The sequence below is a fragment of the Citrobacter sp. RHBSTW-00944 genome (assembly GCF_013615435.1).
GTDB lineage: Bacteria > Pseudomonadota > Gammaproteobacteria > Enterobacterales > Enterobacteriaceae > Citrobacter > Citrobacter braakii.
Genome location: NZ_CP055418.1, coordinates 3,101,665 through 3,119,567, shown reverse-complemented (window position 1 = coordinate 3,119,567; position 17,903 = coordinate 3,101,665). Strand labels below are relative to the sequence as shown.

Below are 17,903 nucleotides of genomic sequence, written 5' to 3'. Positions count from 1 at the left end.
TTTTTAGCTTTTCACGGACCAGTGTACCGTTTCGCCACCCAGGAAAGGCACCAGTGTATCATCTTGCAGCGCAATGCTCTCCGGGACCTGGTGCTCCACGCGTTCCAGCTCAATAAAGGTTTCATTCACCGGCAAACCGTAGAACTGTGGGCCATTGAGTGAGCAGAAGGCTTCAAAATGGTCCAGTGCATTCATCTCTTCAAACACGGTGGCATAACTGCCCAGTGCGGTCGGCGCATTAAAGCAGCCCGCACAGCCACAGCTTGACTCTTTACGATGACGCGCATGCGGCGCTGAGTCGGTACCGAGGAAGGCGCGGTTAAACCCGCTGGCGACCAGCTCACGCAGCGCCTGTTGATGGACGTTACGTTTGAGGATCGGCAGGCAGTACAGATGAGGGCGAATCCCACCGACCAGCATGTGGTTGCGGTTAAACATCAGGTGCTGCGGCGTAATGGTCGCCGCCAGAAGGTCGTTGCCGTCGCGCACGTATTCGGCAGCATCTTTAGTCGTGATATGTTCGAACACCACTTTCAGCGCAGTTAAGCGCTGACGCAGTGGTTCCATCACCGTTTCAATAAAGCGCGCCTCGCGATCGAAAATATCGATATCCGCATGCGTCACTTCGCCGTGCACCAGCAGAGGCATACCCAATTTTTCCATCCGCTCCAGCACTGGCATGATGGCATCAATAGAGGTTACGCCATGCGTCGAGTTGGTGGTGGCATTGGCCGGATAGAGTTTTGCGGCGGTGAACACGCCTTCGTTGAATCCACGTTCCAGCTCATTGGGATCCAGCGTATCCGTTAAGTAGCAGGTCATTAATGGCGTGAAGTCGTGTCCGGCAGGTACCGCGTCAAGAATTCGCTGGCGGTAAGCGATAGCCGCGTCCACCGTGGTGACGGGCGGAGCCAGGTTCGGCATGACAATGGCGCGGCCATAAACTTCGCTGGTATAGGGCACGACAGTTTTTAACATGTCGCCATCGCGAAAGTGAAGATGCCAGTCGTCTGGGCGGCGGATCTTTAAAACCTGGGATGGTGCAGTCATCAATATGCTCCGGCTGAGGATAGTCTTTTTTGCCGGAAACAAAGGATAAGCGGAAACGTTTTCGTTTGCACGAAAAAAAAAGGGCGCATCGGCGCCCTCTGTCATATTAGTCGGTGAACGGGATAATGATTTCTCCCGGTTTCACCTCAATGCCTTTCGCCAGTTTTTTCGCCAGCGCTTCCCCCTGGCTGCTGTCATCCCGCAGAATGTACGCTGGCTGCTGGTTGAAATAGTTGCGCAGCGACTGATTTAAATAAGGCATCAGCGTTTGCAGTACCGACTGCATTTTTTCCGGCGTGACGGTAGCGTCCACGACTTCCATTTCTTGCAGATAAATCGCGCCTTTTTCTTTATTGAAAACCGGTAAAGCTTTTAGCTTCAACTTCATGGTTGCTTTCTGACTGCCAAACAGGGAGTTCATGTCCAGATTGGCGTCTCCGGTCAGCGTCACTTTATTGGGTTCTTCACGGCCTATCTGGCTGGCGAGGTTGTTCAGTACGATATGTGCTTCAGCGACGCCAGGCAAACCGATATCTTTAGAAAAGTTATTATTCTTCGCCAGGGCCTGATTAATCTCTTGCTCGCTAACCGTGTATTGCGTGAGTTGATTACAACCAACCAACAGGCCGCTGACAATTAGTGCAGCGGCAAAAAAAAACTTTTTCATGGGGTTCCTCAACATGATGCTTGTGGTGTAATCGTGACACAAAGCATCATCGAGCACCAGCGCTGCGGGTAACAGCAGAAAAAACTGAAAAATGCGCGTACACCAGATTGGCTATCAGGCGTCAGGCTCCAGCATACCACGCGTTGGGCGTTTGAGACTGAATTGCCAGCCCAGCGCCAGGAAAGTGATGAAGCCGATAATGCCGAGCATCATCCAGGGCAGCTCCGGTTGTGCCAGGGCTTTACCCATGTCAAACAGCCAGCCGCCGCCGATATAACCAATGGCGCCGCCGATGGCGAGTCCCAGTCGACTGAAACCCATATAGCTTCCCCGGGCACGTGCATTCGCCAGCGAGGCGCTCAGGGTCTCACGCGCCGGTTCGGCGATGATTGAGCCAATATAGAACGTGCAAATCAGGGTGAACAACTGCTGCAAATTCCCGACCAGGCCGATGGGCATCATGCTTAAAGACATCACCAGCAGACCGGCCATCAGGCGATGCTCAAGGCGAAAGCGTTTTTCACTCCAGCGGGCAATCGGGTAGAGCAACGTTAAAGAGAGGCACGCCTCGATGGCATACATCCATTTCACAGCGGCCGGTGAGCCAGCGATGTCGTTTACCATTATTGGCAGCATCAGCATCACTTGCACCGCCAGCATGTAATAGCCCGCCAGCGTCAGCACATAAGTGACAAAGCGCTTGTCATGCATCACATGGCTCATTCCTTCGCGCACAGGAATTTTCACCGTCGACAGTTTCCATGCCGGAAGCAGCCAGGCGTTAAACGCTGCGCACAGAACGAACAAAATTGCGCCGGTGGCACACACCAGACGGAAATCGTATTGCAATAACCAACTGCCGAGCAACGCGCCAACCACGGCCCCGGCGCTATCCTGCATCATCAGAATAGAGAAAAAACGCCCGCGCTTTTCCGGACGGATCAGTTTGACCACCAGCGCCGAGCGGGGAGGGTCGAACAACGTGCCGCCCAGCCCGGAAAGAAAGCAGGAAAACCACAGCAGCCACGGTTCATGGGCAATGCCCATGGTGGCGAATCCGGCAGCGCGCATCAGCATGCCGGTGACGATCATCGGTTTTGCCCCGAAACGGTCAGCAATAGCACCGCCGAAGATACCTAAACCTTGCTGGATAAATTGACGTAATCCTAGCGCGATACCGACCATCACGGCGGCCCAGCCCATTTGATCGACGAAACGAATTGAGATCAGCGGGAAAACGACGAAGAAACCCAGCACGACCAGCATGTTATCGATAAGAAGGAAGTATTTACCCAGGTTCCTTGCCTGCGAGACTTGCGACATTTCCCCTCCAGGGAAAAACTCGTCACTCTGGATAGAGTTTAAAAGATAAGCACCTCCTATTCTGCGGTGTCGTCATCGCTTTTCCCACCCTTCGCGGGACAATATTTTTTTATCAAAAGTCCGTCTTGATAGAGAGTTTTCATCAAAATGTGTGAATAATTCAAAAAATGGCATTTTGCTCTTTTCACAGGGCGTATTTGCGCAGGTATAGTAATGCGAATAGCGTATTGAAGACGTTACGGGAAGGAGTAGGTATAGAATGTTTGGCTATCGCAGTAACGTGCCAAAAGTGCGCTTAACCACGGACCGCCTGGTCGTGCGTTTAGTGCATGAGCGTGATGCCTGGCGTCTGGCAGATTATTACGCAGAAAATCGTCATTTCTTAAAACCCTGGGAGCCTATTCGCGATGAAAGCCACTGTTATCCGTCAGGCTGGCAGGCGCGTCTGAGCATGATCTCTGAGTTTCATAAACAGGGCACCGCTTATTACTTTGCGCTGCTCGATCCGGAAGAAAAAGAGATTATTGGCGTCGCGAACTTCTCGAACGTCGTGCGGGGATCTTTCCACGCCTGTTATCTCGGTTACTCCATTGCGCAGAAGTGGCAGGGGCAGGGGCTGATGTATGAAGCCTTAACCTCGGCCATCCGCTATATGCAGCGCACGCAGCATATTCACCGCATTATGGCTAACTACATGCCACATAATAAACGCAGCGGTGACCTGCTGGCGCGACTGGGTTTTGAAAAAGAAGGGTATGCCAAAGACTACCTGCTGATTGACGGGCAGTGGCGCGATCACGTGCTGACGGCGTTGACCACATCAGAATGGACCCCCGGCCGCTAAGTTTCAGATGCAGCCATGATTAATGGAGAAGACGATGAAATACGAATTAACCGCCACTGAAGCACGGGTGATTGGCTGTTTATTAGAAAAACAAGTGACTACGCCTGAACAGTATCCGCTCTCCGTTAACGGAGTCGTAACCGCCTGCAATCAAAAAACGAATCGTGAACCCGTGATGAACCTGTCGGAATCCGACGTGCAGGATCAGCTTGATAACCTGGTGAAACGGCATTTCCTGCGCACGGTGAGTGGCTTTGGTAATCGCGTCACGAAATATGAGCAGCGTTTCTGCAACTCTGAGTTTGGTAATCTTAAGCTCAGCGCGGGGGAGGTCGCGCTCATTACCACGCTGTTGCTGCGCGGCGCTCAAACACCAGGTGAGCTACGTAGCCGCGCCTCCCGGATGTACGAATTCAGCGACATGGCCGAAGTAGAGTCGACACTGGAGAAACTGGCAACCCGGGAAGATGGTCCTTATGTCGTTCGCCTGGCGCGTGAGCCGGGCAAACGTGAAAGCCGTTATATGCACCTGTTTTGCGGTGACGTTGATGAAGCGATGGCCACCACAGATGAACTTCCGGCAGCTTCGGGCGATCTACAGGCGCGCGTTGAAGCGCTGGAAACAGACGTCGCGGAGCTTAAGCAGCGGCTTGATTCCTTACTGGCGCACCTGGGAGACTGATGTGAATAAATTACGTATCGGCGTTGTCGGGCTCGGCGGGATTGCGCAAAAGGCCTGGCTGCCCGTGCTGGGCGCTAGTGCAGACTGGACACTGGAAGGGGCATTTTCACCTTCGCTGGAAAAAGCGCAGCGTATCTGTGATACCTGGCGGATACCTTACGTTGATTCACTGGTTAATCTGGCGCAAACCTGCGATGCGGTTTTCGTCCATTCCAGTACCGCAACGCACTATGCGGTGGTCAGCGAACTGCTGAATGCCGGGGTTCACGTGTGCGTGGATAAACCGCTGGCGGAAAACCTGCACGAAGCTGAACAATTGGTGGAGCTGGCCGAGCGGAAAAAGCTGACGCTGATGGTGGGGTTTAACCGTCGATTTGCGCCGCTGTATCAGGATCTCAAATCCCAGTTGGGCAATGCGGCGTCCGTACGCATGGATAAGCACCGGACGGACAGCGTCGGACCGCACGATCTGCGCTTCACTCTGCTGGACGACTATCTGCACGTTGTCGATACCGCATTGTGGCTGGCGGGAGAGAAAGCGCAGTTAAATAACGGTACGCTGTTAACCAATGAATCCGGCGCGATGCTCTATGCGGAGCACCATTTTTCTGCCGGGCAAATGCAGGTAACGACCAGTATGCACCGCCGCGCCGGTAGCCAGCGCGAGAGCGTGCAGGCGGTGACGGATGGTGGCCTGATTGACGTTACGGATATGCGGGAATGGCGGGAAGAGCGCGGGCAAGGAGTGATGCACAAGCCGGTAGCAGGCTGGCAAACTACCCTGGAACAGCGTGGTTTTGCCGGATGCGCACGTCATTTCATTGAGTGCGTGCAAAATCAGACGGTTCCCCAGACGGCAGGTGAGCAGGCGCTCCTGGCCCAGCGCGTTGTCGAAAAGCTGTGGCGGGAGGCAATGGCTGAATAACCCCCTGTAACATCTGGCGGTAGTAATTCATTGTAATCCAGGTACTATATGCCAACTCAAAAATAACACCTCTTTTTAACCATAGGCTGGTTTGTCGGCCTGATAAGACGCTACGGCGTCGCCATCAGGCACAGCAAAAGTGCCGGATGGCGGCGATCATGCCTTATCCGACCTACGGGCAGGTTTGTCGGGGTTTTGCCTCAGAGTCTGGAATACAACATAGATGAATTTATTAAAGTCGCTGGCAGCCGTCAGCTCGATGACGATGTTTTCACGTGTGCTGGGTTTTGCGCGTGATGCGATTGTCGCCAGAATCTTTGGCGCAGGGATGGCGACTGATGCCTTTTTTGTGGCATTCAAACTTCCTAACCTGCTGCGCCGAATCTTTGCTGAGGGCGCTTTTTCGCAGGCGTTTGTGCCTATTCTTGCCGAATATAAAAGTAAGCAGGGTGAGGATGCGACCCGCGTCTTTGTCTCTTACGTTTCCGGGCTGTTGACCCTGGCGCTGGCCGTGGTGACGGTCGCCGGGATGCTGGCTGCCCCGTGGGTGATTTTAGTCACCGCGCCTGGGTTTGCCGACACCGCGGACAAATTTGCGCTGACCACTCAACTGCTACGGATCACCTTTCCGTATATTCTGCTGATCTCACTGGCTTCGCTGGTGGGTGCGATCCTGAATACCTGGAATCGCTTTTCCATTCCGGCGTTTGCGCCGACCTTTCTGAATATCAGCATGATCGGTTTCGCGCTGTTTGCTGCGCCTTATTTTCACCCTCCGGTGCTGGCGCTGGCGTGGGCCGTTACCGTTGGCGGCGTGCTACAGCTGATTTATCAGCTTCCACACCTGAAGAAAATTGGCATGCTGGTGCTACCGCGCGTGAACTTCCGTGATGCGGGGGCGATGCGCGTCGTCAAGCAAATGGGCCCGGCGATCCTTGGGGTATCTGTCAGCCAGATTTCACTGATCATCAATACGATTTTCGCTTCATTTCTGGCCTCTGGCTCAGTGTCATGGATGTATTATGCTGACCGTCTGATGGAGTTTCCGTCTGGCGTACTTGGCGTCGCGTTGGGGACTATCCTGCTGCCCTCGCTGTCCAAAAGTTTTTCCAGCGGTAATCATGATGAGTATTGCCGTCTGATGGACTGGGGCCTGCGTTTGTGTTTTCTGTTGGCATTACCGAGCGCCGTGGCGTTGGGGATTCTGGCCAAACCGCTGACGGTTTCTCTGTTCCAGTACGGTAAATTTACCGCCTTTGACGCCGCGATGACGCAGCGCGCGCTGGTGGCATACTCGGTAGGTTTGATTGGCTTGATCGTGGTGAAAGTGTTGGCCCCAGGTTTTTATTCGCGCCAGGATATTAAAACGCCAGTCAAGATTGCCATTGTCACGCTGATTATGACCCAGGTAATGAACCTGGCGTTTATTGGGCCGCTGAAACATGCCGGGCTGTCGCTGTCGATTGGTCTGGCGGCGTGTCTGAACGCTTCACTGCTGTACTGGCAACTGCGTAAACAGAAAATTTTTACCCCACAACCGGGTTGGGCCTGGTTCCTGGCGCGACTGGTGATTTCTGTGCTGGTGATGTCGGCGGCGCTGGTTGGGATGCTCTACATCATGCCGGACTGGTCGCAGGGAACGATGTTATGGCGTCTGCTGCGTCTGATGGCCGTTGTGGTGGCCGGTATTGCTGCTTACTTCGCTGCACTCGCGGTGCTGGGCTTTAAAGTGAAAGAGTTTGTGCGCCGGACGGCGTAACAGATTAATGCCGGATGGCGGCATGACGCCGTATCCGGCCTACAAACGCGTAGGCCTGATAAGCAAAACGTTATCAGGCTAGCATCAGATAGAGAATTTTTTCCCGCCGCGGTGCGCAGCAGAGGTTTGACCGTTTGCGCCATACAGCGCCGGTTCCTGGTGCGGTTTCAGCACTTGAATCGCTTGTTGATTGCGCTCGATCTGCCCTTCCAGCAGCCAACCGTTGTGCTGGTTGAGTTCGCGTAGGTCCTGTGTTTTCCGGGTAATGGTCTGCCAACGCTCGGCAATTTCATCATTGGCGCTGCGCGTGGCGTCATGCTCCAGACGGCGCTGCTGCTCCAGATAATCAAGGGTTGCCAGCAAAGAGCTTTTTTCTTCTGTAATACGCTGTAACTGGCTGCCGTTAATATATCCTGCGGAAAGCTGCTGCTGTTCAGCATCCATTACCGTTTTCAGGTCATTGAGGACGGTCGTCATCTGGTCAAGTATTTCTGACAAACGAGTCATACTTTATTTACTCTGTAAGTAGCTCTGCGCCTCGCGGATCAGCGAGTCGGCAATTTTTCCGGTGTCCATTTTCAGCTCGCCATTACGGATTGCGGTTTTCAGTGCTTCCACGCGTTCCATATTGATGTCATTGGTGCCGGGCTGCATCAGTTTGGCCTGGGCGTCGCTCAGCATGACGCTGGTGCTGGTGGTGGCGGTGGTTTTTTCCTTCCGCGTTTTTTGTACCGGCGCATCGCTGGTTTCACGTGGCTGAACGGTACTTACTGGCTTCAATGGTGAGGTACGATCAATGCTCATTTTGTTTATCCTCATCGAGGGGTTACGCTATAGCGGCCCGCTGTAATCATTGGTTGTTTATCTATCGGCACACGCTAAAAAATCTTTAACCTATTATAGGTTAATAAGAATATTCCCATCAGAATCGACGACACCGCTCACCACCTGGCCTGAAATCATCCGTACTCGGGCATTCTGGGCGACGGCGGCATTGTTCAGCGCTTTACCTTCGGCATTCACCCGAAAGCCATCTCCGTTGGCGATAACCAGGACGCGCTGACCGGCCTTGATTCGCCATGCCTGGCGCAACATGGAAAGCTGTATCGGCTGACCTGGCACCAGATCGCGCAGGCTTACGGCATCCTGCACCTGATTCATATCCAGCACGGCGCGCGGAGGGAGTTGGTCCAGTCGACCTCGTTTTAGCGTTACGCTGGCCGAAGTCAGGGCGCTACCCCGAGCGACGGGCGCGGCGGCAACAACGTAGTTTCCCGTGGCCTGCACGTTCACCTGCAGATAACGTTTCTCGTTGGCGCAGCGCGCCAGCACGTTCACATTACCCCACAATTTTGCACTCCCGGACACGCTTAATGCTGGTTGTTCGCAGCTCGGCAATAAATTTGGCGACGTTCGGATAGTAACGACGACCTCATCGCTAAATCCGGCCAGACGCTGGGAAAACCATGCCGTCAACTGTGAATTCAGGTCTTGCGCCAGCGTCATAGGACTGAACAGCAGTGCTGCCACGACGACTCCACGTTTAAACGTTTGCATCAAAACCTCGCGCTTTTTCAGGTAGTGACAGGATTCTACCTGTGTGACGCAGTCATCAACGCAACAAATAGCGACGCATTTTGCGTTTATTCCGGCGATAACGCGCGCGTAATGGGATTTAAGCTGTCGGCTGAATTTTGTCATTTGCGGAGGAGATATGCTCGATAAGCTCGACGCCGCCTTACGTTTTCAACAGGAAGCGCTGAATTTGCGCGCCCAACGCCAGGAAGTATTGGCGGCCAACATAGCCAATGCCGACACGCCGGGGTATCAGGCGCGCGACCTGGATTTCGCCAGTGAATTAAAAAAAGTCATGGTGCGAGGACGGGAAGAAACCGGCGGTGTCTCGTTGACGCTGACCTCTGCACAACACATTCCGGCCCAGACCGTTTCCGCTCCTTCTACGGAACTGCTCTACCGCATTCCTGATCAGCCGTCTCTCGATGGCAACACGGTAGATATGGACCGGGAGCGTACGCAATTTGCAGACAACAGCCTCAAGTATCAAATGGGGCTGACCGCGTTGGGTGGACAAATCAAAGGCATGATGAACGTGCTGCAAGGAGGGAACTAATTCGTGGCGCTGTTAAATATTTTTGATATCGCAGGCTCTGCGCTGACGGCTCAGTCTAAGCGCCTGAACGTGGCGGCCAGCAACATGGCGAATGCGGATAGCGTCACCGGACCTGACGGTCAGCCGTATCGCGCGAAGCAGGTTGTTTTTCAGGTTGATGCCGCGCCAGGTGCGGCAACCGGTGGCGTAAAAGTCGCTGACGTCATTGAAAGCCAGGCGCCGGATAAGCTGGTTTATGAACCCGGTAATCCGCTGGCCGATGCGAATGGTTACGTAAAAATGCCGAATGTGGACGTCGTCGGCGAAATGGTCAACACCATGTCAGCCTCGCGTAGCTACCAGGCAAACGTTGAAGTGCTCAATACGGTGAAAAGCTTGATGCTCAAAACGCTGACGCTAGGCCAGTAAAAGGAGGCGCACATGTCTATTGCTGTAAAAATGAATGACCCGAGCACGACGGGTGTGAATGACGCAACGGGGAAGAGTTCGCTGACGGGCAGCAACGCCGCGGACCTGCAAAGCAGCTTCCTTACGCTGCTGGTTGCACAGCTGAAAAACCAGGATCCAACCAACCCGCTGCAAAACAACGAACTGACCACCCAGTTGGCGCAAATCAGTACCGTGAGTGGAATTGAGAAACTGAACACCACGCTGGGATCGATCTCCGGGCAGATCGACAACAGTCAGTCGCTGCAGGCCAGTACGTTGATTGGCCACGGTGTCATGATCCCAGGCACCACCATCCTGACCGGTAAAGGTACGGAAGAGGGCGCAAAAACCACCACCACGCCGTTTGGCGTTGAACTGCAGCAACCGGCAGATAAGGTTACCGCAACCATTACCGATAAAGACGGCAAGGTGGTACGCACCATTGATATTGGTGGGTTGAAAGCGGGCGTTCATACCTTTACCTGGGACGGCACCATGACCGATGGCACGGATGCGCCAAGCGGTTCTTACAACGTGTCAATTGCTGCCAGTAATGGCGGAACACAACTGGTGGCTCAGCCGCTTCAGTTTGCGCTGGTGCAGGGCGTTATTCGCAGCAACGGCGGTAATACGCTGGATCTGGGCACCTATGGAACCACCACCCTCGACGAAGTACGGCAGATCATTTAAGCCTTCACACTTATCAGGAGTAAGTCATGGCCTTTTCACAAGCGGTCAGCGGTCTGAACGCTGCAGCGACCAACCTCGATGTCATTGGTAACAACATCGCCAACTCCGCCACCTACGGTTTTAAATCCGGTACGGCCTCTTTTGCCGATATGTTCGCCGGTTCTAAAGTAGGTCTGGGCGTTAAAGTTGCGGGCATTACCCAGGACTTTACCGACGGTACCACGACCAACACCGGTCGCGGGCTGGATGTCGCTATCAGCCAGAACGGTTTTTTCCGCATGGTAGACAGCAACGGTTCCGTTTTCTACAGCCGTAACGGTCAGTTCAAGCTCGATGAAAACCGCAATATCGTCAACATGCAGGGGCTACAGCTGACGGGCTATCCGGCTACCGGTACACCGCCAACGATACAGCAAGGTGCTAACCCGGCGCCGATCACTATCCCGAATACGCTGATGGCGGCTAAAACCACCACGACTGCGTCAATGCAGATCAACCTGAACTCCACTGACAAGGTGCCAACGAAGACCCCGTTTAATCCAAGCGATGCGGATTCCTACAACAAAAAAGGCTCAGTTACCGTTTTCGATAGCCAGGGTAACGCCCACGACATGAATATTTTTTATGTCAAAAATGCGCAGAGCAACACCTGGGAAGTTCACACACAGGATGCTTCAACCGGAGCCGCTGCAAAATCAGCAGGGTTTATGCGCTTTAATGAAAATGGTGTGTTCTTAGGGATTAGCGCCACAGCCGCCGAGGCGGTACCGACGCCTCCTACCGTCTGGCCAAAGGAAATCAACATCACAACCGGGCAGATTAACGGTGCTGATGCGGCAAATTTCTCTCTGAGCTTCCTGAACTCCATGCAGCAAAACACTGGCGCCAACAACATCGTTGCCACGAATCAGAATGGCTATAAGCCGGGCGACCTGGTGAGCTACCAGATTAACAATGACGGTACTGTGGTCGGTAACTACTCCAACGAACAGCAACAGGTTCTGGGGCAGATCGTGCTGGCAAACTTTGCCAACAACGAAGGTCTGGCTTCTCAGGGTGACAACGTCTGGGCAGCTACTCAGTCTTCCGGCGTGGCGCTGCTGGGTACCGCAGGCGAGGGTAACTTCGGCAAGCTGACCAACGGCGCGCTGGAAGCATCAAACGTGGATTTGAGTAAAGAACTGGTGAATATGATCGTCGCCCAGCGTAACTATCAGTCGAACGCGCAGACTATCAAAACCCAGGACCAGATCCTCAACACGCTGGTCAACCTGCGCTAAGCGCCTGACGGGATGGCTTAATGGATCACGCAATTTATACCGCCATGGGCGCGGCCAGTCAGACGCTGAATCAACAAGCGGTGACGGCCAGCAACCTGGCAAACGCCTCAACGCCGGGTTTTCGTGCGCAACTCAATGCGCTGCGCGCGGTTCCCGTTGAAGGATTGTCTTTACCGACGCGTACGCTGGTGGTGGCCTCCACGCCGGGGGCCGATATGACGCCGGGTCAGATGGACTATACCTCACGTCCGCTGGACGTGGCGCTGCAACAGGATGGCTGGTTGGCTGTGCAGACCGCGGACGGTAGCGAAGGATATACCCGAAATGGCGCCATTCAGGTAAGCCCTACGGGGGAACTGACCATTCAGGGACACCCGGTGATTGGCGAAGCCGGACCAATAGCCGTACCGGAAGGTTCAGAAGTCACCATTGCGGCAGACGGCACGATCTCGGCGCTCAACCCTGGCGATCCGGCTAACACCGTTGCGCCAGTTGGGCGACTGAAACTGGTGAAGGCCACGGGGAGTGAAGTGCAACGTGGCGATGACGGTATGTTCCGTCTGACTCAGGCCGCGCAGGCTACCCGTGGCGCTACGTTACAGGCTGACCCCAGCATTCGCGTTATGTCGGGCGTGCTGGAAGGCAGTAACGTTAAGCCGGTAGCCGCGATGAGTGACATGATCGCCAACGCCCGTCGTTTCGAAATGCAAATGAAGATTATCAGTAGCGTGGATGATAACGCGGGTCGCGCCAACCAACTGCTGTCGATGAGTTAATACAGGACATTTTATGATCAGTTCATTATGGATCGCCAAAACCGGCCTGGATGCGCAGCAAACCAACATGGATGTGATTGCCAACAACCTGGCAAACGTCAGCACCAACGGATTTAAGCGTCAACGTGCCGTGTTTGAAGATCTGTTGTACCAGACGATTCGCCAGCCTGGCGCACAGTCTTCTGAACAAACCACACTGCCGTCTGGTTTGCAGATTGGTACCGGTGTGCGCCCGGTCGCGACCGAGCGTTTACACAGCCAGGGGAACCTGTCGCAGACCAACAACAGTAAAGATGTGGCGATTAAAGGGCAGGGATTTTTCCAGGTCATGCTGCCTGATGGCACATCCGCCTACACCCGTGACGGTTCTTTCCAGGTGGATCAGAACGGCCAACTGGTGACTGCGGGTGGTTTTCAGGTTCAGCCGGCTATCACCATCCCGGCTAACTCGCTCAGTATCACCATTGGACGCGACGGTATCGTCAGCGTAACCCAGCAGGGCCAGGCAGCACCGGTTCAGGTAGGGCAGCTTAACCTGACTACTTTTATGAACGATACCGGTCTGGAAAGCATTGGTGAGAATCTGTACACCGAAACGCAGTCATCCGGTGCGCCGAATGAGAGCACTCCGGGGCTGAACGGCGCGGGTCTGCTGTACCAGGGTTATGTTGAAACCTCTAACGTCAACGTGGCGGAAGAGCTGGTAAACATGATCCAGGTTCAGCGCGCTTACGAAATCAACAGTAAAGCGGTATCGACCACCGATCAGATGCTGCAAAAACTGACGCAACTCTAAAGTGTGGCCCGGTGGGGTGAAAGCCTCACCGGCACACTGATTTTGAAGATGACCGCAATGCGAAAATACGCGCTTCACCCATACCCAATTTTAGCCCTGTTGGTGGTTTCATTGACAGGATGCGCCTGGATCCCGGCCACGCCCCTCGTGCAGGGCGCAACGTCTGCCCAGCCTGTTCCTGGCCCGACGCCGGTGGCGAATGGATCAATCTTCCAGTCGGCCCAACCGATTAACTACGGTTATCAGCCGTTATTCGAAGACCGCCGTCCGCGCAATATTGGCGATACGTTGACCATCGTATTGCAGGAAAACGTCAGCGCGAGCAAAAGTTCTTCGGCTAATGCCAGCCGCGACGGCAAAACCAACTTTGGCTTTGATACCGTACCGCGTTATTTGCAAGGACTGTTTGGCAACGAGCGTGCTGACGTAGAAGCTTCAGGCGGTAACACCTTTAACGGTAAAGGCGGCGCGAACGCCAGCAATACCTTCAGCGGTACGCTGACCGTAACGGTCGATCAGGTACTGGTGAATGGCAACTTACATGTTGTGGGTGAAAAGCAGATCGCCATTAATCAGGGCACTGAATTCATTCGCTTCTCCGGGGTCGTTAACCCGCGCACCATCAGTGGCAGCAACTCCGTACCGTCAACTCAGGTTGCGGACGCACGTATTGAGTATGTCGGCAACGGCTACATCAATGAAGCGCAGAATATGGGCTGGTTGCAGCGTTTCTTCCTTAACTTGTCGCCGATGTAAGCGAGGTAGCCAGTGTTTAAATCTTTAGTTGGAATGGTACTGGTGCTGATAACCACCTTTGCGCATGCCGACCGTATTCGTGACCTGACCAGCGTTCAGGGCGTGCGGGAAAACTCGTTGATCGGTTATGGGCTGGTGGTCGGTTTGGATGGCACGGGTGACCAGACTACGCAGACGCCGTTTACTACGCAAACGCTCAACAACATGCTTTCGCAGTTGGGAATTACCGTGCCAACCGGCACCAATATGCAACTGAAAAATGTGGCGGCGGTGATGGTGACCGCGCAATTCCCTGCTTTTGGTCGTCAGGGGCAAACCATTGACGTGGTGGTCTCTTCCATGGGGAACGCCAAAAGCCTGCGCGGCGGTACGCTGCTGATGACCCCGCTGAAAGGGGTCGATAGCCAGGTATATGCGCTGGCGCAGGGGAATATTCTGGTAGGCGGTGCAGGCGCTGCTGCGGGTGGCAGCAGCGTGCAGGTAAACCAGCTCAATGGCGGACGTATTACCAACGGCGCGACCATCGAACGTGAATTACCCAGCCAGTTCGGCGGCGGTAACACCATTAATCTGCAGCTCAATAATGAAGATTTCACTATGGCGCAGCAGATAACCGACACCATTAACCGTTCGCGCGGCTTTGGTAGCGCCACTGCGCTGGACGCCCGGACGATTCAGGTACGCGTGCCAAGCGGCAACAGCTCGCAGGTGCGTTTCCTTGCTGACATCCAGAATATGGAGGTGAACGTCACGCCGCAGGATGCGAAAGTGATTATCAACTCGCGCACTGGATCCGTCGTTATGAACCGTGAAGTCACGCTGGATAGCTGTGCCGTCGCGCAAGGCAACTTGTCGATAACAGTAAACCGCCAGGCGAACGTCAGCCAGCCGGATACACCGTTTGGCGGTGGACAGACCGTGGTGACGCCTCAAACCCAGATCGATCTGCGCCAGAGCGGCGGTTCGCTGCAAAGCGTGCGTTCCAGCGCCAACCTGAACAATGTTGTGCGTGCGCTTAATGCGCTAGGGGCAACGCCGATGGATCTGATGTCCATTCTGCAATCGATGCAGAGCGCGGGATGCTTACGCGCCAAACTGGAAATCATCTAATGATTGGTGACAGCAAACTGCTGACCAGTGCCGCCTGGGATGCGCAATCACTGAACGAACTGAAAGTGAAAGCGGGTCAGGACCCGGCGGCGAATATCCGCCCGGTTGCCCGTCAGGTTGAAGGGATGTTCGTACAAATGATGCTGAAAAGCATGCGTGAAGCGCTGCCGAAAGATGGCGTTTTTAGCAGTGATTCGACACGTTTGTATACCAGCATGTATGACCAACAAATTGCGCAGCAGATGACCGCAGGTAAAGGTCTGGGACTGGCTGAAATGATGGTTAAGCAGATGACCGAAGGCCAGGCGCAACCCGCAGACGATACGCCGCAGGTGCCAATGAAGTTCTCTCTGGAAACGGTGACCAGCTATCAAAACCAGGCGCTGACGCAACTGGTCCGTAAAGCCATTCCCCGCGCGACGGAAAGCAATGATGAGCCGCTGTCAGGTGACAGCAAAGACTTCCTCGCCCAGCTATCGCTGCCGGCTAAGCTGGCAAGTCAGCAAAGCGGGGTTCCGCATCATCTGATTCTGGCGCAGGCGGCGCTGGAGTCCGGATGGGGCCAGCGACAAATCCGCCGTGAGAACGGTGAACCGAGCTTTAACATTTTTGGCGTGAAGGCTTCGGGAAGCTGGAAAGGCCCAACCACCGAAATCACCACCACCGAATATGAAAACGGCGAGGCGAAAAAGGTGAAAGCCCGATTCCGCGTCTATAGCTCTTACCTTGAGGCACTGTCGGATTATGTCGGTCTGATATCGCGTAACCCGCGCTATGCGGCGGTAACCGCCGCTGCTACCGCCGAGCAGGGGGCACAGGCTTTGCAGAATGCCGGTTACGCGACTGACCCTAACTATGCGCGTAAATTAACCAGCATGATCCAGCAGTTGAAATCGATGAGCGAAAAAGTGAGCAAAACCTACGGTACGAATATCGATAATCTCTTTTAAATAGCTCAAGTCTACCAACCTGCTGCCGATAATAACGAGTATTGAAGGATTACAAGGAACCTCCATGTCCAGCTTGATTAATAACGCGATGAGTGGACTCGCCGCAGCGCAGGCCGCGTTGAATTCTGCCAGTAATAACATCTCCAGCTATAACGTTGCCGGATACACCCGTCAAACGACAATTATGGCGCAAGCGAACAGCACGCTGGGTGCGGGGGGCTGGGTTGGCAATGGCGTCTATGTTTCTGGCGTACAGCGCGAGTATGACTCCTTTATCACGAATCAGTTACGTGCCGCGCAGAACCAAAGCAGCGGCCTGACAACGCGCTATGAACAAATGTCGAAAATCGACAATCTGCTCTCCAGCAAAACCAGTTCCATTTCGACCTCAATGCAGGACTTTTTTACCAGCCTGCAAACGCTTGTCAGTAACGCGGAAGACCCGGCGGCGCGCCAGGCGCTGATCGGTAAAGCTGATGGTTTAGTCAACCAGTTCAGAACAACTGACCAGTATCTGCGCGATCAAGACAAGCAGGTTAATACTGCGATCAAGGCCAGCGTTGACCAGATCAACAACTATTCAAAACAGATTGCCAGCCTCAACGATCAGATTTCCCGTCTGACCGGCGTCGGCGCGGGCGCATCCCCTAACGATTTACTTGACCAGCGCGACCAACTGGTCAGTGAACTGAACCAGATTGTCGGTGTTGAAGTCAGCGTTCAGGACGGCGGGACTTACAACATAACCATGGCGAACGGCTATTCACTGGTGCAGGGCAGCAATGCACGCCAGCTGGCGGCTGTGCCCTCCAGTGACGATCCCAATCGAACCACAGTGGCCTACGTCGACGGGGTTGCCGGCGAGGTTGAAATTCCCGAAAAACTGTTGAATACCGGTTCATTGGGCGGGCTGTTGACCTTCCGTTCTCAAGAGCTTGACCAGACGCGTAACACGCTGGGCCAACTGGCGTTGGCGTTCGCCGATGCGTTTAACACCCAGCATAAAGAGGGTTTTGACGCGAACGGCGATCAGGGTAAGGATTTCTTTGCTATCGGTAGCCCGGCAGTATTCAACAACGCTAAAAATACAGGAACAGGATCGTTAAGCGCGAAGATTACCGACAGCTCTGCTGTACAGGCGACCGATTATAAAATCGTTTATGACGGGACGGACTGGCAGGTTACTCGCCTGGCGGATAATACCAGCTTCAAAGCTACCGTTACCGGTGGGAAGATGTCCTTTGACGGGATGGAAATCACCGTTAATGCTGGCGCAAAAGCAAATGACAGCTTTACAGTGAAACCTGTCAGTAACGCCGTTGTTGATATGAAAGTCATGGTGACCGATGAGTCGAAAATCGCCATGGCCCAAGTCTCAAAAAATGATCCGGACCCGGATATTGATAAGGGAAAAAGCGATAACCGTAACGGTCAGAAACTGCTGGATCTGCAGACCAAAGCTACCGTGGGTAATAAGACCTTCAACGATGCATATGCCACGCTGGTAAGCGATGTCGGGAACAAAACCGCGACGCTGAAAACCAGCGCCATTACCCAAAACAACGTGGTAACGCAGCTTTATAAGCAGCAGCAGTCTATTTCCGGCGTTAACCTCGACGAAGAATACGGTAACTTACAGCGCTATCAACAGTATTACCTGGCTAACGCGCAAGTGCTGCAAACTGCAAATGCGCTGTTTGATGCACTGATTAATATTCGCTAAGGGAGAGGGACA

The 17,903-nt window shown here is 54.0% G+C and carries 20 protein-coding genes; 14 read left to right on the top strand and 6 right to left on the bottom strand.

Annotation, left to right across the window (positions count from 1 at the left end; translation table 11 throughout):
* Positions 1–3: 3 nt before the first annotated feature.
* The 3 genes from pyrC to mdtH all read right to left on the bottom strand — a co-directional run bounded on the left by pyrC (position 4) and on the right by mdtH (position 3,040).
* Positions 4–1,050 (bottom strand): dihydroorotase, encoded by a 1,047-nt coding sequence (gene pyrC / locus HV334_RS15050; protein WP_049259720.1) that lies wholly within the window; start codon positions 1,048–1,050, stop codon positions 4–6.
* A gap of 106 nt (positions 1,051–1,156) precedes the next feature.
* Entirely contained in the window at positions 1,157–1,717 is a 561-nt protein-coding gene (locus HV334_RS15045; RefSeq protein ID WP_016152618.1) for a lipoprotein, read from the bottom strand.
* Positions 1,718–1,831: 114 nt separating this feature from the next.
* A complete protein-coding gene (gene mdtH, locus HV334_RS15040) occupies positions 1,832–3,040 on the bottom strand; it encodes a multidrug efflux MFS transporter MdtH (protein ID WP_016156184.1) in 1,209 nt (402 codons plus the stop codon).
* Between the two features lie 259 nt (positions 3,041–3,299).
* Here mdtH and rimJ point away from each other — a divergent pair, with 259 nt between their 5' ends.
* The 4 genes from rimJ to murJ all read left to right on the top strand — a co-directional run bounded on the left by rimJ (position 3,300) and on the right by murJ (position 7,250).
* Entirely contained in the window at positions 3,300–3,884 is a 585-nt protein-coding gene (gene rimJ / locus HV334_RS15035) for a ribosomal protein S5-alanine N-acetyltransferase (RefSeq protein WP_006685101.1), read from the top strand.
* Between the two features lie 34 nt (positions 3,885–3,918).
* A complete protein-coding gene (locus HV334_RS15030) occupies positions 3,919–4,566 on the top strand; it encodes a YceH family protein (RefSeq protein WP_046274762.1) in 648 nt (215 codons plus the stop codon).
* Position 4,567: 1 nt separating this feature from the next.
* Positions 4,568–5,491 (top strand): Gfo/Idh/MocA family oxidoreductase, encoded by a 924-nt coding sequence (locus HV334_RS15025; protein WP_181220564.1) that lies wholly within the window; start codon positions 4,568–4,570, stop codon positions 5,489–5,491.
* A 223-nt stretch (positions 5,492–5,714) separates the two neighbouring features.
* Positions 5,715–7,250 carry a murein biosynthesis integral membrane protein MurJ gene (gene murJ, locus HV334_RS15020; protein WP_016152622.1) on the top strand — a complete coding sequence of 512 codons (1,536 nt, stop codon included), beginning with the start codon at positions 5,715–5,717 and terminating at the stop codon, positions 7,248–7,250.
* An 84-nt stretch (positions 7,251–7,334) separates the two neighbouring features.
* Here murJ and flgN read toward each other — a convergent pair whose 3' ends face one another.
* From flgN to flgA, 3 genes are all read right to left on the bottom strand, one after another.
* Positions 7,335–7,757 (bottom strand): flagella biosynthesis chaperone FlgN, encoded by a 423-nt coding sequence (flgN, locus tag HV334_RS15015; protein WP_016152623.1) that lies wholly within the window; start codon positions 7,755–7,757, stop codon positions 7,335–7,337.
* Between the two features lie 3 nt (positions 7,758–7,760).
* Positions 7,761–8,054 carry a flagellar biosynthesis anti-sigma factor FlgM gene (gene flgM, locus HV334_RS15010; protein WP_016152624.1) on the bottom strand — a complete coding sequence of 98 codons (294 nt, stop codon included), beginning with the start codon at positions 8,052–8,054 and terminating at the stop codon, positions 7,761–7,763.
* A 93-nt stretch (positions 8,055–8,147) separates the two neighbouring features.
* A complete protein-coding gene (gene flgA, locus HV334_RS15005) occupies positions 8,148–8,807 on the bottom strand; it encodes a flagellar basal body P-ring formation chaperone FlgA (RefSeq protein ID WP_016156187.1) in 660 nt (219 codons plus the stop codon).
* 157 nt (positions 8,808–8,964) lie between these two features.
* Here flgA and flgB point away from each other — a divergent pair, with 157 nt between their 5' ends.
* The 10 genes from flgB (at position 8,965) to flgK (ending at position 17,891) form a co-directional block, all read left to right on the top strand.
* Complete coding sequence (flgB, locus tag HV334_RS15000; RefSeq protein ID WP_016152626.1) at positions 8,965–9,381, top strand: flagellar basal body rod protein FlgB; 417 nt, start codon at positions 8,965–8,967, stop codon at positions 9,379–9,381.
* Positions 9,382–9,384: 3 nt separating this feature from the next.
* Positions 9,385–9,789, top strand: coding sequence for a flagellar basal body rod protein FlgC (gene flgC, locus HV334_RS14995; protein ID WP_006685091.1), 405 nt, complete (start codon positions 9,385–9,387; stop codon positions 9,787–9,789).
* A gap of 12 nt (positions 9,790–9,801) precedes the next feature.
* Positions 9,802–10,500, top strand: coding sequence for a flagellar hook assembly protein FlgD (gene flgD, locus HV334_RS14990; RefSeq protein WP_016152627.1), 699 nt, complete (start codon positions 9,802–9,804; stop codon positions 10,498–10,500).
* Positions 10,501–10,526: 26 nt separating this feature from the next.
* Entirely contained in the window at positions 10,527–11,780 is a 1,254-nt protein-coding gene (flgE, locus tag HV334_RS14985; RefSeq protein WP_153690524.1) for a flagellar hook protein FlgE, read from the top strand.
* A gap of 20 nt (positions 11,781–11,800) precedes the next feature.
* Positions 11,801–12,556: a flagellar basal body rod protein FlgF gene (locus HV334_RS14980; RefSeq protein ID WP_016156188.1), complete on the top strand. Its 756-nt coding sequence runs from the start codon at positions 11,801–11,803 to the stop codon at positions 12,554–12,556.
* 13 nt (positions 12,557–12,569) lie between these two features.
* Positions 12,570–13,352: a flagellar basal-body rod protein FlgG gene (gene flgG, locus HV334_RS14975; RefSeq protein ID WP_003036202.1), complete on the top strand. Its 783-nt coding sequence runs from the start codon at positions 12,570–12,572 to the stop codon at positions 13,350–13,352.
* A gap of 57 nt (positions 13,353–13,409) precedes the next feature.
* Complete coding sequence (gene flgH, locus HV334_RS14970) at positions 13,410–14,108, top strand: flagellar basal body L-ring protein FlgH (RefSeq protein WP_016152630.1); 699 nt, start codon at positions 13,410–13,412, stop codon at positions 14,106–14,108.
* Between the two features lie 33 nt (positions 14,109–14,141).
* A complete protein-coding gene (locus tag HV334_RS14965) occupies positions 14,142–15,218 on the top strand; it encodes a flagellar basal body P-ring protein FlgI (protein WP_019076467.1) in 1,077 nt (358 codons plus the stop codon).
* Positions 15,218–16,168 carry a flagellar assembly peptidoglycan hydrolase FlgJ gene (gene flgJ, locus HV334_RS14960; protein ID WP_181220563.1) on the top strand — a complete coding sequence of 317 codons (951 nt, stop codon included), beginning with the start codon at positions 15,218–15,220 and terminating at the stop codon, positions 16,166–16,168. Before HV334_RS14965 ends, flgJ begins: the two co-directional genes overlap by 1 nt.
* A gap of 64 nt (positions 16,169–16,232) precedes the next feature.
* Positions 16,233–17,891, top strand: a complete 1,659-nt coding sequence (gene flgK / locus HV334_RS14955) for a flagellar hook-associated protein FlgK (protein WP_046274758.1) — start codon at positions 16,233–16,235, stop codon at positions 17,889–17,891.
* Positions 17,892–17,903: the final 12 nt, after the last annotated feature.

What these genes read in the sequence shown, in the direction of transcription:
- pyrC (WP_049259720.1), bottom strand. Translation starts at nt 1,050, where the DNA reads ATGACTGCACCATCCCAGGTTTTAAAGATCCGCCGCCCAGACGACTGG.
- HV334_RS15045 (WP_016152618.1), bottom strand. Translation starts at nt 1,717, where the DNA reads ATGAAAAAGTTTTTTTTTGCCGCTGCACTAATTGTCAGCGGCCTGTTG.
- mdtH (WP_016156184.1), bottom strand. Translation starts at nt 3,040, where the DNA reads ATGTCGCAAGTCTCGCAGGCAAGGAACCTGGGTAAATACTTCCTTCTT.
- rimJ (WP_006685101.1), top strand. Translation starts at nt 3,300, where the DNA reads ATGTTTGGCTATCGCAGTAACGTGCCAAAAGTGCGCTTAACCACGGAC.
- HV334_RS15030 (WP_046274762.1), top strand. Translation starts at nt 3,919, where the DNA reads ATGAAATACGAATTAACCGCCACTGAAGCACGGGTGATTGGCTGTTTA.
- murJ (WP_016152622.1), top strand. Translation starts at nt 5,715, where the DNA reads ATGAATTTATTAAAGTCGCTGGCAGCCGTCAGCTCGATGACGATGTTT.
- flgN (WP_016152623.1), bottom strand. Translation starts at nt 7,757, where the DNA reads ATGACTCGTTTGTCAGAAATACTTGACCAGATGACGACCGTCCTCAAT.
- flgM (WP_016152624.1), bottom strand. Translation starts at nt 8,054, where the DNA reads ATGAGCATTGATCGTACCTCACCATTGAAGCCAGTAAGTACCGTTCAG.
- flgA (WP_016156187.1), bottom strand. Translation starts at nt 8,807, where the DNA reads ATGCAAACGTTTAAACGTGGAGTCGTCGTGGCAGCACTGCTGTTCAGT.
- flgB (WP_016152626.1), top strand. Translation starts at nt 8,965, where the DNA reads ATGCTCGATAAGCTCGACGCCGCCTTACGTTTTCAACAGGAAGCGCTG.
- flgD (WP_016152627.1), top strand. Translation starts at nt 9,802, where the DNA reads ATGTCTATTGCTGTAAAAATGAATGACCCGAGCACGACGGGTGTGAAT.
- flgE (WP_153690524.1), top strand. Translation starts at nt 10,527, where the DNA reads ATGGCCTTTTCACAAGCGGTCAGCGGTCTGAACGCTGCAGCGACCAAC.
- HV334_RS14980 (WP_016156188.1), top strand. Translation starts at nt 11,801, where the DNA reads ATGGATCACGCAATTTATACCGCCATGGGCGCGGCCAGTCAGACGCTG.
- flgG (WP_003036202.1), top strand. Translation starts at nt 12,570, where the DNA reads ATGATCAGTTCATTATGGATCGCCAAAACCGGCCTGGATGCGCAGCAA.
- flgH (WP_016152630.1), top strand. Translation starts at nt 13,410, where the DNA reads ATGCGAAAATACGCGCTTCACCCATACCCAATTTTAGCCCTGTTGGTG.
- HV334_RS14965 (WP_019076467.1), top strand. Translation starts at nt 14,142, where the DNA reads ATGGTACTGGTGCTGATAACCACCTTTGCGCATGCCGACCGTATTCGT.
- flgJ (WP_181220563.1), top strand. Translation starts at nt 15,218, where the DNA reads ATGATTGGTGACAGCAAACTGCTGACCAGTGCCGCCTGGGATGCGCAA.
- flgK (WP_046274758.1), top strand. Translation starts at nt 16,233, where the DNA reads ATGTCCAGCTTGATTAATAACGCGATGAGTGGACTCGCCGCAGCGCAG.